The organism is Bradyrhizobium sp. SYSU BS000235 (assembly GCF_049747295.1).
Lineage (GTDB): Bacteria > Pseudomonadota > Alphaproteobacteria > Rhizobiales > Xanthobacteraceae > Afipia.
The window spans coordinates 165,030-183,113 of sequence record NZ_JBMHJM010000003.1; the positions used below are offsets into that span (position 1 = coordinate 165,030).

Genomic DNA, 18,084 nt, shown 5'->3' on the forward strand with positions numbered 1-18,084 from the left:
GACGTGGACGGCGAGGACGAGGACGACGAAGAAGGCGAAGAGGAAGTTGTCGAATCAGTCGGCGGTGACGATGTCATGGAAGAAGTGCCGGAGCGCGCCTTCCGTCCGCGCCGGCAATACAAGATCCAGGAAGTCATCAAGCGCCGCCAGGTGATGCTGGTTCAGGTCGTCAAGGAAGAGCGCGGCAACAAAGGCGCGGCGCTGACCACGTACCTGTCGCTCGCCGGCCGTTACGCGGTGCTGATGCCCAATACCGCCCGTGGCGGCGGCATCAGCCGCAAGATCACGTCGGCACAGGATCGCAACCGTCTCAAGGATGTGGTGCAGGATCTCGACGTGCCGGAAGGCATGGGGATCATTCTGCGCACCGCCGGTGCCTCACGCACCAAGCAGGAGATCAAACGCGACTTCGAATACCTCATCCGCATGTGGGAAACCGTCCGTGACATGACGTTGAGGTCGCAGGCGCCGACCCTCGTTTATGAAGAAGGTTCGCTGATCAAGCGGTCGCTGCGCGACCTCTACAACAAGGAAATCGACGAGGTGCTGGTGGCCGGCGAGAACGGCTACACCGAGGCGCGCGATTTCATGAAGATGCTGATGCCGAGCAATGTCCGCTCGGTGAAGCAATATCGCGACGGCCAGCCGTTGTTCTCGCGCATGGGCGTGGAGAGCCAGCTGGATGCGATGTTCTCACCGACCGTGACACTGAGGTCCGGCGGCTACATCGTGATCAATCAGACCGAGGCTCTGGTTTCGATCGACGTCAACTCGGGGCGATCGACGCGCGAACACCACATCGAAGACACCGCGCTCAAGACCAATCTTGAAGCCGCCGAGGAAGTCGCACGCCAGTTGCGGTTGCGCGATCTCGCGGGCCTGATCGTCATCGACTTCATCGATATGGACGAGAAGCGCAACAACCGCTCCGTCGAGCGCAAGCTCAGCGATTGCCTGCGGCAGGATCGTGCGCGCATCCAGGTGGGCCGTATCTCGCACTTCGGGTTGCTGGAGATGTCGCGCCAGCGCATCCGCGCCAGCGTCCTGGAAAGTTCGACCGAGCCCTGCCCGCATTGCGGCGGCACCGGTCACGTCCGGTCAGTCTCCTCGGTCGCGCTGCAATTGCTGCGTGGCCTCGAGGAAAGCCTGATGAAAGGGCCGACGCACAATCTCACCGTGCGGACGCGCACCGATGTCGCGCTGTATGTTCTCAACCACAAGCGTGGCCATCTCCGCGATCTGGAGGACGGCTTCAAGGTTGCGCTCGCGGTGATCGCAGACGGAACGATCAGCGGCCAGCAGTCCTTCGTCATTGACCGTGGCGAAGCGGTCCACACGCTTGAGGCCGCCAAGGCCATCCTCGCGGCTCAGCTCGCATCCTCTCCTGCGGCGATCGAGGAAACCTACGAGTACGAAGAAGACGAAGTCTTCGAGGCTGAAGCAGAATTCGAAGGTGACGAGGCCGAGGACGAGGCTGAAACACAATCCGCTGGCGACAGCCAGAACGCGGAAGGTGAAGAAGGTCCGCGCCGGCGGCGACGCCGACGGCGCCGTGGCCGTGGTGGCGAACAGCGTGAAGGCGCTCAAGCCGGCGAGCGCGGCGAAACGCCGAGCCTCACGCCACAGGATGGCACGACAAGTGACGTCGCTGAGGGCGAGGAAGGTGAAGACGACTCGGAGGAGTCGAACGGCGAAGCGCGCGCAGAGCAAGATGCGAACGGTGAGCGCCGTCCGCGACGCCGAGGTCGCCGGGGTGGCCGCCGCCGCCGTGGCAATCAGGACAACGGCCAACCCGAGAACGGTATCGCGGCGTCCATCGCGGACGATCTCGGTCCGCTGCCGGAGCCTGAATCCAGCGAAGCAGTGGCCGACCTGTCATCGGATACTGCCCAGCATGCGGATTCCGAACCGGCCCCGTACACGCCGTCGGAACCGGTCTCACATCACGTTGAGACCAGTGAAGCTCCGAAGGTTGAAGTGGCACCTCCGTCCGAGCCCGAACCGGAGCCTGAACCCGCGCGACGCAAACGTTCGACGGTCCGGGAGAAGGTAAGTTTTTTCTTCGGCGACTCGTCCAAAACGGACGAGGCGCCGGCTCCGACTGAAGAAGCAGTCTCCACGGCTATCACAAGCGAGTCTGCGCCGGCCGCAGCGCCGGAGGCGGACGTCACGACCACCGAAACATCCCAGCCTCGCCGCAGCGGATGGTGGTCAAAGCGAAGCGACTAACGCTTAGATTTGCTCAAAACGAAAAACCCGTCCGCTGCGAAGCGGACGGGTTTTTGTTTGAGCCAGTGTGGAAGTTCGGAAGTTCGCTACCGGGTGCGCTGCCTTATGAGGCGAACTTTCAAAGAATTTACCCCTTTGAAAGCCAGTTCGTGATCCGCGCGACCGCCTCGGCCGTTTCCTGCGTTGAGCGCGCATACGAAAACCGCACGAACGAACGGCCATGGAACGGATCGAAATCCACGCCCGGTGTCGCTGCGACAAGCGCCTCCTGCAACATCGTCTTGGCAAACTCGAAACTGTCCGACGTGAACTTGGAGACATCCGCGTAAAGATAGAAAGCACCATCCGCAGGCAGAAAATCCGACAGGCCTACTTTGGGGAAGCCTTCGATCAGGAGGCGGCGGTTCTCCTCATAGCCATGCTTGATGACGTCCATTTCCGCACGGCCGTCAAACGCCGCTTCGGCGGCGATCTGCGACAAGGTCGGCACGGAGATCGACAGGTTTTGCTGCAGCGTTTCAACCGAGCGCACCAGCGGCTCCGGCACCACCATCCAGCCGACACGCCAACCGGTCATGCAGAAATATTTCGAGAACGAATTGATGATCAGGGCGTCCGGCGAGAGCTGCGCCGCCGTGACGGCTGGGAACGCGTAATCGAGACCGTGATAGATTTCGTCCGACACGAAGCGAATGCCGGCGCTATCGGCAGCCGCGATCAGATCAGCCAGGGCCTCACGCGTCATCATGGTCCCGGTCGGGTTGGCCGGGCTTGCGACCAGCACACCTTTCAGCGGCGTCTTGCGGTGCGCTTCAAGCAGCATCTCGCCAGTCAGCGCATGACGGGTATCGCGTGTGGTCTCGATCAGCACCGGCTCGCAGCCAAGCGCGCTCAGGATGTGCCGGTATGGCGGATATCCAGGGGCCGTAATGGCGACCCTGTCCCCCGGCTCGAACATCGCGAGAAATCCGAGTACGAAAGCTCCCGAAGAGCCGGTCGTGACGACAATGCGCGCGGGGTTGATGTCTTGATTATAGGTCTCGCGGTAATGGCGGGCGATCCGTTGCCGCAGCGACGGGATCCCGACCGCAGCGGTATAGTCAATCTTCCCGATCTCGAGTGCGGCATGAGCCGCGGCGATGGCCGTTTTCGGGGCCGGTGCGGCCGGTTGTCCCACCTCCATGTGAATCACATGACCGCCCTCGGCCTCGATCCGGGCCGCGGCAGCCATCACATCCATCACCATGAATGGCGGAACATTCCCTCGCCCGGATGGCGCCAAAATGTTTTTTACCTTGTCTCTCAGCGTCACATCGAGCATGGAAATCTGCTATTCCTCATGGAACGGCAATGCCCCGTTCCTGCCGCATTCGACCGTTTGTTTGACCATGATTTTTAGCATCCTACAGGTCGCGGCTCCATTGCCAAACGTGCAAGACTGCCAGATGTCGTCAGCCAACCATGACAAATGATCGCCTGACCGCGTCAGCGGGATCTTCCTTGCATTCTCGTGGAACGCTTCTGAGGGGAGCTCCTGCGCGTGTCCATCGCTTCGGACGGTCGCTGGCGCGGCGTGCGACTGCTGTGATTACCGCCGGCGCATTGCTCTGCGGTTCCTGGCCGGCCCAGGCCCAACAGGGCGGCCCCCGAACGTTGCGCGACGCCGAGACCGAGCAGCTTCTGCGGGATTATACGCGCCCTATCCTCCGAGCCGCCGGTCTCGAAAAGCAGAACATCCAGGTCGTGATCATCAACGATCCGACATTCAACGCTTTTGTTGCCGACGGCCGCCGCATCTTCGTGAACTATGGCGCCTTGCGTGAATCCGAGACACCGAACCAGATCATCGGCGTGTTGGCCCACGAAACCGGACACTTGGCCGGCGGCCATCTCGCCAAGCTGCGGGAACAGCTTGCGCAAACGCAAACCCAATTGATCATCGCGATGCTCATTGGCCTCGGCGCAGCCGTTGCAGGCGCCCGAGCCGGCGCGGGCGGTGCTGGCGCGGCAGCGGTCGCAGCCCCGCAATCGGCCATCATGCGGACGATGCTCTCATACCAGCGGCAACAGGAAGAGAGCGCGGATAAGGCCGGCGTGAAGTTTCTCAACGCGACGGGACAATCCGCGAAAGGCATGTACGAGACGTTCAAGCGCTTCTCCGAACAGGGCCTGTTCGCTTCGCGCGGCGCGGATCCATATTACATGTCGCACCCGATGCCGGCTGAACGCGTCAGGGCGCTGGAAGAACTGGCGAGAACAAGCCCCTATTGGGATAAAAAGGACGACCCTGCCCTGCAACTGCGACACGACATGATGCGTGCGAAGGTGTCCGGCTTCATGGAGCGAGCGGACACCGTCTACCGCCGCTATCCGGCATCGAATACCAGTCTGCCAGCTCGCTACGCCAGAGCCATCGCGACCTACCGTCACGGCGATCTGCGCTCAGCGCTGACGCAGATCGATGACTTGATTCACACCCAACCCAACAATCCCTACTTTTACGAACTGAAGGGACAGGCCCTGCTCGAGGGTGCGAAGCCAAATGAGGCGATCGCACCGCTGCGCAAAGCCGTGCACCTGTCAAATAACACCCCGCTCATCGAGTTGTTACTTGGTCAGGCGCTCGTCGCATCCGAAAATAAAGCCTACGCTGACGATGCCATCACGTTGCTGCGCAACGCTCTGACGCGGGAGCCAGAAGCCGCGAACGGCTACACGCAACTCGCAATGGCTTACGGCCGCAAGGGCAACTATGCGGAAGCGGATCTTGCGTCGGCGCAAGCCGCTTACTTGCGCGGAGATCAGAAGACGGCGCGGGATCTTGCCTCGCGCGCAAAAACGCGCTTTGCCATCGGGACGCCCGGATGGGTCAAGGCGGACGACATCGTTAACACCAAGCCGGTAAAGAACTAGGGTCCCGGTTCCTGTCCACGACAGTTTAAAGGAATTCTCATGGTCTCGCTTCGCTCATTTGCTCCATTGGCATTCGCGCTTGCAATTTGTGCCGCTCCCGTTGCCTCGGAGGCGCAGAACTTCTCGTCCGGTCAGCGCAGCGAAATCGAAAAGATCATCAAGGAGTACCTCCTGGCCAACCCGGAGATCCTTGAAGATGTTTCGGCTGAACTGACCAAGCGCCAGACTGCGGCGGAAGCCGAAAAGCATCGTGCAGCGGTGGCGAAGAACGCCGATACCATCTTCAATTCGCCCCGCGGCGTGGTTCTCGGCAACAAGAACGGCGACGTCAATTTCGTCGAGTTCTTCGATTACAATTGCGGCTATTGCAAAAAAGCGATGAGCGACATGCTGGATCTGATGAAAGCCGATCCGAAGCTCCGTGTGACCTTGAAGGAATTCCCGGTGCTTGGACCGGGGTCCGTCGAGGCCGCACAGGTCGCAGTGGCGGTTCGCATGCAGGATCCAACCGGCAAGAAGTATCTCGACTTCCACCAGAAGCTTCTCGGTGGCCGCGGTCAGGCCGACAAAGCCCGCGCCCTTGCTGTCGCCAAGGAGGTCGGGGTCGATATGGCCAAGCTCGAGAAGGACATGGTCAGCCCCGAAGTGGCCGCCACCCTCAACGAGAGCTTCAAGCTGGCAGAGGCCATGGGCCTCAACGGAACCCCGAGCTACGTCATCGGAAAGGACGTGGTGGTGGGCGCCGTCGGGCTTGACGGCCTGACCAAGAAGATTTCCGAGGCCCGCTGCGGCAAGGAGACATGCTAACGGCCGCCAGTGAGGGTCTGCCTCGCCCCCGGGTAGTGGCCTTAACTGCAACTTTTAAGATTGGTTAACCAACGATTTCCACGTGTTCAATAAGGCTTTTTAAGAGCCGGATGAACGATATGGCCGGGGACAGCGGAGCCGGACAGGCTTCCCTCCCGGCCTTATGTTGCCTATAAACCTGCCCAAACCGCGCTTGGGGCGCATCATTCCGCCGACATTGCTGGATTTAGGTTTCGGATGGCAAAGACGATTTACGTGCTCAATGGGCCGAACCTGAATCTGCTCGGTACCCGTGAGCCGGAAACCTACGGCCACCACACCCTCGCCGACGTGGAGAAGCTGTGTCGTGACGCCGCCGCCCGTTTCGGTCTGACCGCAGATTGCCGTCAATCGAACCGCGAGGGTGAGTTGATCGATTTCATCCATGAGGCCGGGGCAAGCAAGGCTGCCGGCATCATCATCAACGCAGGCGGCTACTCGCACACGTCGATCGCCATTCATGACGCGTTGATCGCCGTGAAGCTGCCGGCCGTCGAAGTTCACGTTTCCAACATCTACTCACGCGAGCCTTTCCGGCATCATTCGTTCGTCGCCTCGGCTGCTTTCGCAACCCTGTGTGGCTTCGGAATCGAAGGCTATCGTCTCGCGATCAGCGGCCTCGCCGCCAAACTCGGCGTCACGGCGAAATCCTGACGTTGTCATTGCAAAGTAAGAAAGCTTCGGATTGAACATGGCCCGTCAGCCGCAAGACCCCTCGACTTCAAAAGAAAAGCCTTCCGACGAACGCGAACTTATTCGCGAGTTGGCAATGCTGCTCGACGAAACCAACCTGACCGAAATCGAGATCGAGCGGTCAGGCCTGCGGCTGCGTGTGGCGCGTAACATCAGCATCGCGGCTGCTGCCCCGGTATCTTACCAGCCGGCCCCTGTCGCAGCAGCCCCTGCACCGGCAGCAGCAGCGCCGGCTGCCGCAACGGCCGATATCGCCAAGCACCCGGGCATGGTGCCCTCGCCGATGGTCGGTACCGCCTACCGTGCCTCCGAGCCCGGCGCGAAGCCGTTCATCGACGTCGGCAGCAAAGTTAAGGTGGGCGATACGCTTATCATCATCGAAGCGATGAAGACCATGAACCAGATCCCGTCGACCCGCGCGGGAACGGTCACGCAAATCCTCGTCGAAGACGGTCAGCCGGTCGAATACGGCGAACCGCTCGTCATCATTGAATAATCATTCTCATCGTCAGGCACAGTGATGTTCGACAAGATCCTGATTGCCAATCGCGGCGAGATTGCCCTGCGCATTCTTCGCGCATGCAAAGAACTCGGCATCGCGACCGTCGCGGTCCATTCGACCGCTGACGCCAATGCCATGCATGTGCGCCTCGCCGACGAGAGTGTCTGCATCGGACCGCCACCGTCAAAGGACAGCTATCTGAATGTGCCGGCGCTGCTGGCCGCCTGTGAAATCACGGGCGCCGATGCGGTTCATCCAGGCTACGGTTTTCTTTCGGAAAACGCGCGTTTCGCTGAAATCCTTGCCGACCACAATCTGCATTTCATCGGCCCCAAGGCGGAACATATCCGTCTGATGGGTGACAAGATCGAAGCCAAGAAAACGGCGAAGCGGCTGGGCATTCCTGTCGTGCCGGGATCGGATGGCGGGATCGGCCCCGGTGACGATGCCCTGGCGATCGCCAAGCAGATCGGCTTCCCGGTTCTGGTGAAGGCGGCTGCAGGCGGTGGCGGCCGCGGCATGAAGGTCGCGATGACCGAAGCTGACCTGGCGCTGGCACTGTCGACCGCGAGCAACGAAGCGAAGTCGGCCTTCGGCGACGGCTCGGTTTACCTCGAAAAATATCTGGGCAAGCCGCGTCACATTGAAATTCAGATTCTCGGCGATGGCCGCGGTGGTGCAATCCATCTTGGCGAGCGCGATTGCTCGTTGCAACGACGGCACCAGAAGGTGTGGGAGGAAGGCCCCTCACCCATCATTACAGCCGCGGCACGCGCCAAGATCGGCGAGACCTGCGCCAAGGCGATGCGCGAGATGAACTATCTCGGCGTCGGCACCATCGAATTCCTCTACGAGGACGGCGAGTTCTATTTCATCGAAATGAACACCCGCATCCAGGTCGAACATCCGGTGACCGAGATGATCACCGGCCTCGATCTCGTGATCGAACAAATTCGCGTTGCGGCCGGCGGCGACCTGCCCTGCACGCAGGAGGAAATCTCCATCAACGGCCATGCCATCGAGTGCCGCATCAATGCGGAGAACCCGGTATCTTTCCGGCCATCGCCGGGGAAAATCACCCAGTATCATCCGCCCGGCGGCCTGGGCGTGCGGATCGATTCTGCGGTCTACCAGAGCTACGTCATTCCGCCTTACTACGACTCCCTCGTGGGTAAGCTCATCGTCCACGGCAAGACCCGCGGCGAATGTCTGATGCGGCTTCGTCGCGCCCTCGACGAGATGGTGGTGGATGGGGTCGAAACCACGTTGCCGCTGTTCCGTGCCCTGGTCCGGGAACCCAACATCATTGATGGCGACTACCATATCCACTGGCTGGAACAGTATCTCGCGGTCGGGGACACCAAAGCGTCCTGACGCAGGAAAAATGGTCGGTTCCGTCGATGGAACCGATTTGACATTTGCAGGTTATCCTTCGGGCGGGTTATCTCTCGACACGTGGATATGAACCTGAATTATCAAATCATTTCGCGCATGCTCTCATTGACATGGGACCACCGTGACGACTGATGCGGCGCGTCAGCGGACCGTTTGGCAGATCGCCCTGCTCGCGGCGGGCTTTGCCATTCTCGTCGCGATCAGCGCGATCTCGATTTATCTGGTCGCACGCGCCCGCACCGATGCCTCATGGGTGCTTCATACGGTTGAGGTCGAAAACCAGCTCTCTCTGACCCAACTGCAGATGCGCCGGGCCGAGAGCGCAATCCGTGGCTATCTGCTGTTCGGACAAGACGTCTACCGCTCCGAATTCGAGGAAGCCGACGGTCTGCTCGGGCCTGCGCTCGAGAGATTGAGGCGACTGACAACCGACAACCCGGAACAAGTCAAACTGCTGAATGATTTGATCCCGATGACGATGAATCGGTTCGACGATTTTCGTCACACGCGCGATCTTGCCAACGCGGGCAAGTTCGACGATGCGAAGAATTTTCTGCAGAACAGTTCCGGTCGCGAAGGCATGAACCGCATTCGCGACATTGCGTCGAAGATGCGCGACGAGGAAAATCAGCTGTTCTCGGTTCGGACGCTGGAAGCAGACCGCAGCCAAACTCTCGCGGCTATTGTCACCACGGCAGGCTCCGGCCTTGTCATTGCCCTTGCTGCAGTTTCAATTTTCCTCGTCCGGCGATCCGCACGTGCACGCGACGACGCCGAGCAGCAGTTGCGCGACCTCAACCTCAACCTGGAAGCGGCGGTCGATGAACGCACCTCCGATTTGCGTGAAGCAAATGAAGAAATACAGCGCTTCGCCTATATCGTCAGCCATGACCTGCGCTCGCCGCTGGTCAACATCATGGGATTTACCAGCGAGCTTGAAGAGTTGCGCGGCGACATCTTCAGCCGTATCGCACGATACAGCCGCGCCGCATCTCCCGCGCCTGCCGTGCCGGGCCCGATCGGCGAGGCCGATCCGGGTGATGCTCCCGAACTCACGGATGAAGACAAGCAGCTCTCACAGGACTTCACCGAGGCCCTCGGTTTCATCAAATCATCCATCGGCAAGATGGACCGTCTCATCAGCGCGATCCTCAACCTGACCCGCGAAGGCCGCCGCGAATTCCATCCAGTCAAGATCGATACGCGCGAGTTGATCGAGACGATCGTGGCTTCAGTCGCCCACCAGACGACCGAAGCAGATGCGAAAATTCGCATCGAGCCCTTGCCTAACATTGTCAGCGACCGGCTTGCGATGGAACAGGTCTTCTCGAACCTGATCGACAACGCACTTAAATATCTCAAGCCGGGAGTTCCCGGCGACATCCTCATCAAAGGCCGGCACAAACTCGGGTTTGCTATTTTCGAGATTATCGATAACGGTCGCGGCATTGATCAGAAGGATCACGCCCGAATTTTCGACCTGTTCCGCCGTGCCGGCGTCCAGGACCGGCAAGGCCAGGGTATCGGGCTCGCGCACGTCCGCGCATTGGTCCGCCGAATGGGCGGCACCATCAACGTTTCGTCTGAACTGCACAAAGGAAGCACGTTCACAATCACACTGCCCGCGCAGTGGAAGCTCGGAATTCAGGGAAAAACCGAATGAGTCTACCAGTTAAAATCGTCATGATCGAAGACGATGAGGGGCATGCCCGCCTCATCGAGCGCAACATCCGCCGGTCGGGCGTCAACAATGAGATCGTACCATTCACCAACGGCACCGATGCGGTGAAGTATCTGTTCGGCCCGGATGGGTCCGGTATCGGACATAAGGATCAGGCGCTTCTGATCCTGCTCGATCTCAATCTTCCGGATATGACCGGTATTGAGATCCTTAAGCGCATCAAGGACAATTCGCACATCAAATGCACACCCGTCGTGGTGCTGACGACCACCGACGACGAACAAGAAATCAAGCGTTGCTATGAGCTTGGATGTAACGTCTATATCACCAAGCCGGTCAACTATGAGAACTTCGCCAACGCCATTCGGCAGTTGGGTTTGTTCTTTTCCGTGATCAAGGTACCGCCAGTCAAAGCATGACCTCCGCGCCGCCACCTCTCCTTCTCTACGTCGACGATGACCCGGCTCTCGCGCGGTTGGTCGAGCGCGGACTCAAACGGCAGGGGTTTGCCGTGGAGCATGCCATCGACGGTGCAGCCGGTCTGGCACGGATCAAGCTCGGTGGTGTCGACGTGGTGGCACTGGATCAGCATATGCCGGGCCTTGATGGCCTTGAGACGCTCGCCGAGATCCAGAAAATTCAAGGCGCACCACCGGTCATTTTTGTCACGGCGTCGCAAGACAGCAAGATCGCGATCACCGCGCTCAAGGCCGGTGCCGTGGATTATCTCGTCAAGGACACCCAAGGCGACTTCATCGGCCTGCTCGACGTTGCCGCCCGGAGCGCATTTGAACAAGCGCTTGTTCGCAAGGCGCGCGATGACGCCGAAGCCGAGGTTCATGCCTCGCGCGACCGTTACGCCGCGCTCGCTGCCGAACGTGAAGTCCTGCTGCGCGAGGTGAACCACCGCGTCGGCAACAGCCTCCAGATCATTGCGTCGCTGCTGCACCTCCAGGCGAGTTCAAGCAACGACGAAGACGTCAAAGCCGCCCTCTCCAACGCCATGGGTCGTGTGGCCGCCGTCGCGCAGGTGCACCGCCGCCTCTACACGTCGCAGGACCTGAAGACGGTCATGCTCAACCAATATCTCGAGGCCTTGCTGGAAGATTTGCGTCGCTCGACGGAAGGCAACCGCATGTCACGTCTGACGCTGAGTGCCGAAGCCGTCGAGATTGACCCGGATCGCGCGGTCGCCATCGGCATCATTGTCAACGAGTTGGTGATGAATGCCGTCAAGTACGCTTATCCCGACGGCCCAGGTCCCATTCACGTCAACCTGCACAAGAACATTTCGGGCCTGGAGTTGGTGATTTCCGACGATGGTGTCGGTTATCAGGCCAAGCAAGATCCGCGATCCACGGGAATGGGCCAGCGTATCGTCAACGCCATGGCGACCAAACTTGAAGCAACGACTGAGCGGGATCCGTCCCACTCCGGCACGAAAATCATCGTGCGATTTCAGCAGACCTGCAAATCCAAGAGGGCTCCCGCCGCCTCATAGTGCTCAGGCTTCCCATCTGCTAGGATGAAGCATGAGTTCACGCGACTCCGCCTCGTTTGAGATCACGCCGGAAGTTCTGCTGCGCGCTTACGCCTGCGGCATTTTTCCAATGTCGGAGAGCGCTGACGATCCCACGATCTTCTGGGTTGAGCCGGAGCAGCGCGGCATCATTCCGCTGCATGGTTTTCGTATCTCGTCACGCCTCGCCCGCACGGTGCGATCGGACGTGTTCCGGGTAACGGTCAATACCGCGTTCAAGCAAACCATTGCCGGCTGCGCGGAACCTCAACCCGGCCGTGACGACACCTGGATCAATGGCCGCATTCGCGATCTCTACACCGCGCTCCACGACATCGGTCATGCGCACAGCGTGGAGGTGTGGCAAGGCGATGATCTCGTCGGCGGGCTCTATGGCGTCAGTCTCGGTCGCGCCTTCTTTGGTGAGAGCATGTTCCATCGCGCACGGGATGCGTCAAAGGTTGCGCTCGTCCATCTTGTTGCGCGATTGATCGCCGGTGGCTTCGTGCTGCTCGATACGCAATACGTCACCGAGCACCTACGGACTTTTGGAGCGTCCGAAGTCCCCCAGCGGCGCTATCGCGTGATGCTGGATGAAGCGCTGAACGGCATTGCAGATTTCTGTGCGCTGCCTTCCGATCAACCCGTATCGGGCGCGGAAGCGCTCAGCTGGATCAAATAGATCCGATGCGGGCTTCTAGCTAACCTCTTTACTACCTGAAGCCAGGATATGGCGGAGGTGGTGGAGGTGCGGGCGGCCGAGGTGCGGTTACGGCAGCGGGTTGTCGTGCGGGCCGCTTCTGCTGCTGCGGTGGCGGCGGTGCCGCCGCGGCCGGCTTGGGCGCTTCCTGCGAAGCAACGGTGGCCTGCGGGCTCTTACAGTCGGTCAACCAGATGTCGTAAATCGGATGCTCGACACCGTGCAGTCCCGGACTGGCTGCAAACATCCAGCCTGAGAAAATCCGCTTCACCTCGCCCTGCAGCGTGATTTCGTCGACCTCGACAAATGCGTCAGTGTTGGCAGCTTCCGTCGCCGGCCGCGTGTAGCAGGCATCCGTCTTGATGCGCAGTGCACCGAACTGCACGGTCTCGCCGATATCCGCATCAAACTTGATGATGCGCCCAGTAATCTTGTCGAGCCCCGAAAAAACAGCCTGCTTGTTGACGATCTTCTGCGCTGGCGGCTCGGTGACGACTTCGTCCCCCGGCTGGAGGGTCGCAGGTGTCGGAGGCGCGGACGTCGGCGGCGTACCACGCGGCTGACGCTGACCCGGAGGCAATCCCGGCAGCGTGTTTACAGGCGGATTGTTGGCAACACTGGGTGGAGCTGCCTGCCCAGGGTGTCCCGGTGGCGGCGGCAACGGCTGGCTCTGAACTGAGTCAGGCGGCGGCACGCCCCTGCCCGGCGGAGGGGCAGGCTGCGGACGAGTGGGCGTGGGCAAAATACGTCCCTGCTGCGGCAGATCCGGCACGTCCTCTTCGTCGTCTGGAACGGGTTCACCCTGAGGAACACCGGCCGGCGGCCGTGGTCGATCCGAAAAAATATTGCCGATCTGCGCGCGAGCGGGAGCCACAAGCGACGTCAGCGAGGCAGCCATGATGGCCGCGAAGGAAAGTGTGGCGACGGTTCGGATCATCTGCGCGACTTTGTACTCGGCGAATCGGGCTCGCGCTATTCTACAGCCAATGGTCCGCGCGCAGAGACCGGTTAACACGTCAATTAAGGCACGGAAAGGGCGTGTAAAATGAGACCGGCGGGCCGCATTTCAGTGACCAATTGAAGAATTAGCCGAGCTACTGACCCGGCGTCCAGGCCTGGTAATCGCCGGTCGCTTTCGGCCGGCGGCCCGTGGCCATGGTCGAACCTGTCGGACGGTAAGCGGCGCTCGTACCAGTCATGTTCGGACGGTGCGGCTTTTCCCACTCGCGCGGCTTGTAGTCGCTCTCGGTGGGAGGCGTATCCACAGTGTGATGAAGCCACCCATGCCATGTCGGCGGCACGCGGCTCGCTTCGGCAAGGCCATTGTAAATCACCCAGCGCCGCTCAAAGCCCAGCGTGGGATCGATCTTGCCCCCGCGGGTCCGAAAATAGCGGTTGCCGCCCTCATCCGTTCCCACGAACTCGCCGAATCGGCGGGTCCAAAGCTGCGTTCCGAAGGTCGAGCCGTTCCACCATGTGAAAAAGCGCAGGAAAAACAGCTTCATGGGCGAATCCAAGGTAAGCGGGCGATGCCACGCGGTTCGAGGGCTTGATGCCACCGGACGCCCTAATTGTCCAGCACCAACAGCAACTTGGTACATCACGCGAACCGTCGGCGCAGCCACGCGTTGTGGTTTCTCCCGACATGATCATGGACAGCCGGAAGATGCTCGACGCTATTCGATCCAGCTACTTTGAAGCCATGCACGCGTTCACGCTGCTGCCGGACTGGATATCCGCCACGGCGCTGATCGGAGGCAGCGTGCTCATTGCACTCGTCATCTACGCGATCATCGTCCACACGCTGCGCAGCACGTTCGGCGTGCGCCATCCTAAAACCCGCGCACTGCTGACACATAGCAAGGGACCATTGCGGCTGGCGTTGATCGTCATCGGCTTGTCTTTTGCGGTACGCATCGCGCCGATCAGCGACCGCGCCGCACTCATGTTCGCGAGTGTCCTCAACATCGCCTTCATCGCATTGCTCGGGTGGAGCGCCCTCACCGCGGCACAGATCGGCTCGCAAGTTTATCTGCGGCGTTATTCTCTCGACGCTGAAGATAACCTGCTCGCCCGCAAACATGTGACGCAGGTTCGTATCCTCAAACGCGCGACCGATACGCTGATCATCATCATGACCATCGGTGCCGCGCTGATGAGTTTTGACCAGGTCCGCCAGTATGGCGTCAGCCTGTTTGCATCGGCCGGCGTCGCAGGTCTGGCGATTGGTCTCGCGGCGCGGCCGCTGCTCTCCAATCTGATCGCCGGTGTGCAGATCGCAATCGCGCAACCGATCCGGCTCGACGATGTGGTTTTGATCGAGGGCGAATACGGCACCATCGAAGAGATCGCACCGACCTATGTGGTGATCAAATTATGGGATTGGCGAAGAATGGTGGTGCCGCTGAGCTACTTCATCGAGAAGCCGTTTCAGAACTGGACACGCGAAACATCCGCCTTGATCGGATCTGTCTTTCTCTATGTGGATTACACCGTGCCGGTCGAAAGAGTCCGTCAAAAGCTCATGGAGATCGCGCACGCGTCCACGCTATGGGACGGTCGTGTCGTCGTGCTTCAGGTCAGCGACGCAACCAAGGACCACACGATTGAACTCCGCGCACTACTAAGCGCTCGCAGCGCGCCGTCCGCATGGGATTTGCGATGCGACGTGCGCGAGAAGCTCATCGCTTATCTGCAAGAAGAGTATCCCGACGCGCTGCCGCGGATGCGTCAGGAGTTTGTGCCGCATGGGCCACTTCATCACACCGAATTGGCTCCGCAGTCGTTGGTAGCTGAGAACCGCTGACCAGCAATGCGCGTCATCGCAGACACTGTTTGGACGCAATCCGTTCAGCCTGCGTTGGGTTTGTGTCTGTGACGATGGTCGAAACCTTGAAGGGATGGAACGCCTCGCATGGCCATCCGTTCTTTCAACAGGTTCACCCGGAGTATGAACGATGATCAATCTCAAGGTTCTCGGCGCGGCGGCACTGCTGGTCGCCGTCCCTGTCCTGACAGCATCCACAGCTGATGCCCGAGGCGGCGGCCGCGGCGGTGGAGGCGGATTCCATGGCGGTGGAGGCTTCCATGGAGGCGGCGGTGGCTTCCGCGGCGGCATGGGCGGCGGCGGTTTTCGTGGCGGCATGGCAGGCGGAGGTTTCCGCGGCGGCATGACCACCGGAGGTTTCCGCGGCGCTAGCTTCGCAGCGCGTCCCGGAGGCTTCGCCGGCGGACGAGCTATCGCCGCCGGACCGCGCGTCGGAAACGTTGGCGCTTTCGCCGGCCGCTCAGCGATCGCTGGACGCCCAGCTTTCGCCGGCCAACGTTGGGCCGGAGGCGGCAACTGGAATCGTGGAAATTGGAATCGCGGCTACTGGCATAATGGCCGCTGGCGTAACCGGTACTGGCCCGCATACGGCGTTGCTGCGGGCCTCGCAGCCGGAGCAATCGGCTCGTCCTACTACTATAACGACCCCTACTACGACAGTTATGCCTATGCCGATGGCTACGGGTACGGGGATGACTATTACGGGAACGACGGCAGCCAGTACGTCGCCGTTGAGCAGGGTGTTGGCGGTGACGCTTCCTACTGTGCCCAGCGGTATAGGTCCTACGATCCGTCGTCAGGCACCTATCTCGGCTATGACGGGCAACGGCATCCGTGCCCGTAATTTGCCCGACGAAATTGACTGTTAACTTCGCTTCTGGGGCAATCGTTCCATTCATGGAACCGCCCCAGAAGCGCCTGAATTAATGGCAAAATCGGGTTTGGCGCGAAACGGGAACCCGTTTGCATCCCACAAGTTAAGCCCCGGTGGTTCCGATGGTCGGAGCGGGATTTGGAGTGAAAGAGAATGATGACCTTCAAGAAGGGATGTGCTGTTGCAGCGCTTGCACTCGCACTTCCGTTGGCTGCGATGTCTTCGGGTAATGCCGCGCCGCTGGCACCGGCTTCAGTGCTTGCAACTTCAGCTGCTGGTACAAACAACAGCAATCCATTACTGACGGAAGTCCAGTGGCGTCGCTACGGGTATCGCGGCTATGGGTATCGACGTGGATGGGGCGGCGCCGGTGTCGGCGTTGGCCTTGCAGCGGGCGCCCTGATCGGTGGCGCGATCGCTGCAGGTGCGGCTAATCCGTATTACGGCCCCGGTTACTACGGACCGGGCTATTACAGCGAACCAGTCGTCGTCCAGCCTGGCTATGCCGGTGGCGATGCGGTCTCGTACTGTATGCAGCGCTTCAAGTCGTATGATCCCGGTTCTGGGACCTATCTCGGTTACGACGGACTGCGGCACCCCTGCCCGTAAGCTCTTATTGAAAAGCGGACAGTTAGAATTTCAAAGGCGGCACATGCAGATGTGCCGCCTTTTTTGATGTCCAATAAAAACTTTCTCAGTTACGAACGCGACGCGAGCATCACGCCGGCAACCGTCAATCCCAGCGCGGCCACCTGAACGACGCCGAGCGGCTCACCTAAACTGACGGCTGAAGCCACGACGCCAATCACCGGAATCAGAAGCGTTCCGATGGCCGCAACCGATGCCGGCAATCGCTGAAGCGCGCCGAACCAACACGCGAACCCAATGCAAACCTGAACGATGGTTGAATAAGCAAACAGCGACCATCCGAGCGTAGACAAGTGCGCGAACTGCGGGTGCTCGAAAAGAAGCCCGTATAAGGCAATCGGGACGCACCCGATCGCGATCTGCCATACCGCTGCTGTCAGTTGCGGCAGTTGGAGCGGTTTACGTTTGGCCAGCACCGTTCCCAGGGCAAATGACAGTGCAGCCGACAGCGCCAGCACGATGCCGGGCATCTTGGCTTGGTTCGCTGCAATTCCGTCGCCGCCGAGCAGGATGACCAATCCCGCCAGCGCCATGATCATCGAGATCACGCGCCGGACCGACGGACGTTCGCCGAGGATTGGCCACGCCAATGCCGCCGCCAGGACCGGCATCATGGCCCCAAGGATGGCCGTCTCACTTGCCGGCAGATACACCAGCGCCAGGCCGATTAGCGCCATCCAGCCTGTCACGGTCAGGACCGAGTACAGCACCAGCCGAGGCAACTGCCCCAACGGTACGCGAAGCGACTGCCCTTTCGCCAAGACCACAACCGCAAGCAACACGGCACCCAGGGCACCGGGCGCCCCACGCATGGTCAGCGGCGGCAGTTCAGTGAGGAGATGCTTTCCGACGGGCCAGTTGATGCCCCAACTGAGGGCCGTGACGAGCAGCATCAGATACCCGGCCGAGCGAGAGCCATGGCCCGGCGGGATTGGCTTCACCGTTAGCGGCTCGGTCAAGACGTCTTGAGGCGTGCGCGTGTCCACGGATCCGTCCTTCGATTCGTCCACCCATGTGGAAGATGGGGAGAAAGACCACGCGGCACGCTCATGATCCACCCGAAACCGGCGTTTTCCGCGCATACCGATCAGGCATTTTCGGAGACCCACCGGCGGCGGCACAAGAACTCACAGATACTTGCGAATTCGGCTTCCGAATCCACAGGGACTCGCTGATACTTCTCGCGCTGCGAACCGCTCCGGCGATGCATTTTTCCGCTGGTATTCCACGCTTTCCACCATATTTAGTCTTTGATTC

At 60.5% G+C, this 18,084-nt stretch carries 17 protein-coding genes; 13 read left to right on the forward strand and 4 right to left on the reverse strand.

Translation table 11 applies throughout. From position 1 onward, the window contains the following. The first annotated feature begins 3 nt into the window (after positions 1-3). Positions 4-2,229, forward strand: a complete 2,226-nt coding sequence (locus ACP0KA_RS27410; RefSeq protein ID WP_424632117.1) for an Rne/Rng family ribonuclease — start codon at positions 4-6, stop codon at positions 2,227-2,229. Between the two features lie 127 nt (positions 2,230-2,356). Here the strand turns inward: ACP0KA_RS27410 and ACP0KA_RS27415 are convergent, their stop codons facing one another. After that, positions 2,357-3,550 (reverse strand): pyridoxal phosphate-dependent aminotransferase, encoded by a 1,194-nt coding sequence (locus ACP0KA_RS27415; RefSeq protein ID WP_424632118.1) that lies wholly within the window; start codon positions 3,548-3,550, stop codon positions 2,357-2,359. Between the two features lie 200 nt (positions 3,551-3,750). Between ACP0KA_RS27415 and ACP0KA_RS27420 the strand changes: the two genes are divergently transcribed. The 9 genes from ACP0KA_RS27420 to aat all read left to right on the forward strand — a co-directional run bounded on the left by ACP0KA_RS27420 (position 3,751) and on the right by aat (position 12,460). After that, complete coding sequence (locus ACP0KA_RS27420; RefSeq protein ID WP_424632163.1) at positions 3,751-5,142, forward strand: M48 family metalloprotease; 1,392 nt, start codon at positions 3,751-3,753, stop codon at positions 5,140-5,142. 39 nt (positions 5,143-5,181) lie between these two features. After that, the gene (locus ACP0KA_RS27425) at positions 5,182-5,949 is read left to right on the forward strand and encodes a DsbA family protein (RefSeq protein ID WP_424632119.1); all 768 of its coding nucleotides are present in this window, start codon (positions 5,182-5,184) and stop codon (positions 5,947-5,949) included. 237 nt (positions 5,950-6,186) lie between these two features. After that, complete coding sequence (gene aroQ / locus ACP0KA_RS27430) at positions 6,187-6,642, forward strand: type II 3-dehydroquinate dehydratase (protein WP_424632120.1); 456 nt, start codon at positions 6,187-6,189, stop codon at positions 6,640-6,642. 37 nt (positions 6,643-6,679) lie between these two features. Beyond that, on the forward strand, positions 6,680-7,177 hold the full coding sequence (gene accB / locus ACP0KA_RS27435; protein WP_424632121.1) for an acetyl-CoA carboxylase biotin carboxyl carrier protein: 498 nt from the start codon (positions 6,680-6,682) through the stop codon (positions 7,175-7,177). A gap of 24 nt (positions 7,178-7,201) precedes the next feature. Continuing rightward, positions 7,202-8,557, forward strand: a complete 1,356-nt coding sequence (accC, locus tag ACP0KA_RS27440) for an acetyl-CoA carboxylase biotin carboxylase subunit (RefSeq protein WP_424632122.1) — start codon at positions 7,202-7,204, stop codon at positions 8,555-8,557. Between the two features lie 142 nt (positions 8,558-8,699). Continuing rightward, positions 8,700-10,241, forward strand: a complete 1,542-nt coding sequence (locus tag ACP0KA_RS27445) for a sensor histidine kinase (RefSeq protein WP_424632123.1) — start codon at positions 8,700-8,702, stop codon at positions 10,239-10,241. Next, positions 10,238-10,678, forward strand: coding sequence for a response regulator (locus ACP0KA_RS27450; RefSeq protein ID WP_424632124.1), 441 nt, complete (start codon positions 10,238-10,240; stop codon positions 10,676-10,678). Before ACP0KA_RS27445 ends, ACP0KA_RS27450 begins: the two co-directional genes overlap by 4 nt. Continuing rightward, the gene (locus ACP0KA_RS27455) at positions 10,675-11,760 is read left to right on the forward strand and encodes a sensor histidine kinase (protein WP_424632125.1); all 1,086 of its coding nucleotides are present in this window, start codon (positions 10,675-10,677) and stop codon (positions 11,758-11,760) included. The genes ACP0KA_RS27450 and ACP0KA_RS27455 overlap by 4 nt, the downstream gene beginning before the upstream one ends. Before the next feature lie 31 nt (positions 11,761-11,791). After that, positions 11,792-12,460 (forward strand): leucyl/phenylalanyl-tRNA--protein transferase, encoded by a 669-nt coding sequence (aat, locus tag ACP0KA_RS27460; RefSeq protein WP_424632126.1) that lies wholly within the window; start codon positions 11,792-11,794, stop codon positions 12,458-12,460. 31 nt (positions 12,461-12,491) lie between these two features. Here the strand turns inward: aat and ACP0KA_RS27465 are convergent, their stop codons facing one another. Next, positions 12,492-13,415: a DUF2155 domain-containing protein gene (locus tag ACP0KA_RS27465; protein WP_424632127.1), complete on the reverse strand. Its 924-nt coding sequence runs from the start codon at positions 13,413-13,415 to the stop codon at positions 12,492-12,494. 157 nt (positions 13,416-13,572) lie between these two features. Then, a complete protein-coding gene (locus tag ACP0KA_RS27470; protein WP_424632128.1) occupies positions 13,573-13,983 on the reverse strand; it encodes an NADH:ubiquinone oxidoreductase subunit NDUFA12 in 411 nt (136 codons plus the stop codon). Between the two features lie 161 nt (positions 13,984-14,144). On the opposite strand from ACP0KA_RS27470, the gene ACP0KA_RS27475 reads away from it, so the two are divergent. The 3 genes from ACP0KA_RS27475 (at position 14,145) to ACP0KA_RS27485 (ending at position 16,788) form a co-directional block, all read left to right on the forward strand. Further along, positions 14,145-15,284 (forward strand): mechanosensitive ion channel family protein, encoded by a 1,140-nt coding sequence (locus tag ACP0KA_RS27475; RefSeq protein ID WP_424632164.1) that lies wholly within the window; start codon positions 14,145-14,147, stop codon positions 15,282-15,284. A 151-nt stretch (positions 15,285-15,435) separates the two neighbouring features. Further along, positions 15,436-16,149, forward strand: a complete 714-nt coding sequence (locus tag ACP0KA_RS27480) for a BA14K family protein (protein WP_424632129.1) — start codon at positions 15,436-15,438, stop codon at positions 16,147-16,149. A 183-nt stretch (positions 16,150-16,332) separates the two neighbouring features. Next, complete coding sequence (locus tag ACP0KA_RS27485; RefSeq protein WP_424632130.1) at positions 16,333-16,788, forward strand: BA14K family protein; 456 nt, start codon at positions 16,333-16,335, stop codon at positions 16,786-16,788. Between the two features lie 89 nt (positions 16,789-16,877). On the opposite strand, the gene ACP0KA_RS27490 is transcribed toward ACP0KA_RS27485, so the two are convergent. Beyond that, on the reverse strand, positions 16,878-17,813 hold the full coding sequence (locus ACP0KA_RS27490; RefSeq protein ID WP_424632131.1) for a DMT family transporter: 936 nt from the start codon (positions 17,811-17,813) through the stop codon (positions 16,878-16,880). Between the last annotated feature and the right edge of the window lie 271 nt (positions 17,814-18,084).

Coding starts and splice junctions, on each gene's coding strand:
- ACP0KA_RS27415 (WP_424632118.1), bottom strand. CDS start 3,550: ATGCTCGATGTGACGCTGAGAGACAAGGTAAAAAACATTTTGGCGCCA.
- ACP0KA_RS27425 (WP_424632119.1), top strand. CDS start 5,182: ATGGTCTCGCTTCGCTCATTTGCTCCATTGGCATTCGCGCTTGCAATT.
- aroQ (WP_424632120.1), top strand. CDS start 6,187: ATGGCAAAGACGATTTACGTGCTCAATGGGCCGAACCTGAATCTGCTC.
- accB (WP_424632121.1), top strand. CDS start 6,680: ATGGCCCGTCAGCCGCAAGACCCCTCGACTTCAAAAGAAAAGCCTTCC.
- accC (WP_424632122.1), top strand. CDS start 7,202: ATGTTCGACAAGATCCTGATTGCCAATCGCGGCGAGATTGCCCTGCGC.
- ACP0KA_RS27450 (WP_424632124.1), top strand. CDS start 10,238: ATGAGTCTACCAGTTAAAATCGTCATGATCGAAGACGATGAGGGGCAT.
- ACP0KA_RS27455 (WP_424632125.1), top strand. CDS start 10,675: ATGACCTCCGCGCCGCCACCTCTCCTTCTCTACGTCGACGATGACCCG.
- aat (WP_424632126.1), top strand. CDS start 11,792: ATGAGTTCACGCGACTCCGCCTCGTTTGAGATCACGCCGGAAGTTCTG.
- ACP0KA_RS27465 (WP_424632127.1), bottom strand. CDS start 13,415: ATGATCCGAACCGTCGCCACACTTTCCTTCGCGGCCATCATGGCTGCC.
- ACP0KA_RS27470 (WP_424632128.1), bottom strand. CDS start 13,983: ATGAAGCTGTTTTTCCTGCGCTTTTTCACATGGTGGAACGGCTCGACC.
- ACP0KA_RS27475 (WP_424632164.1), top strand. CDS start 14,145: ATGCTCGACGCTATTCGATCCAGCTACTTTGAAGCCATGCACGCGTTC.
- ACP0KA_RS27480 (WP_424632129.1), top strand. CDS start 15,436: ATGATCAATCTCAAGGTTCTCGGCGCGGCGGCACTGCTGGTCGCCGTC.
- ACP0KA_RS27485 (WP_424632130.1), top strand. CDS start 16,333: ATGATGACCTTCAAGAAGGGATGTGCTGTTGCAGCGCTTGCACTCGCA.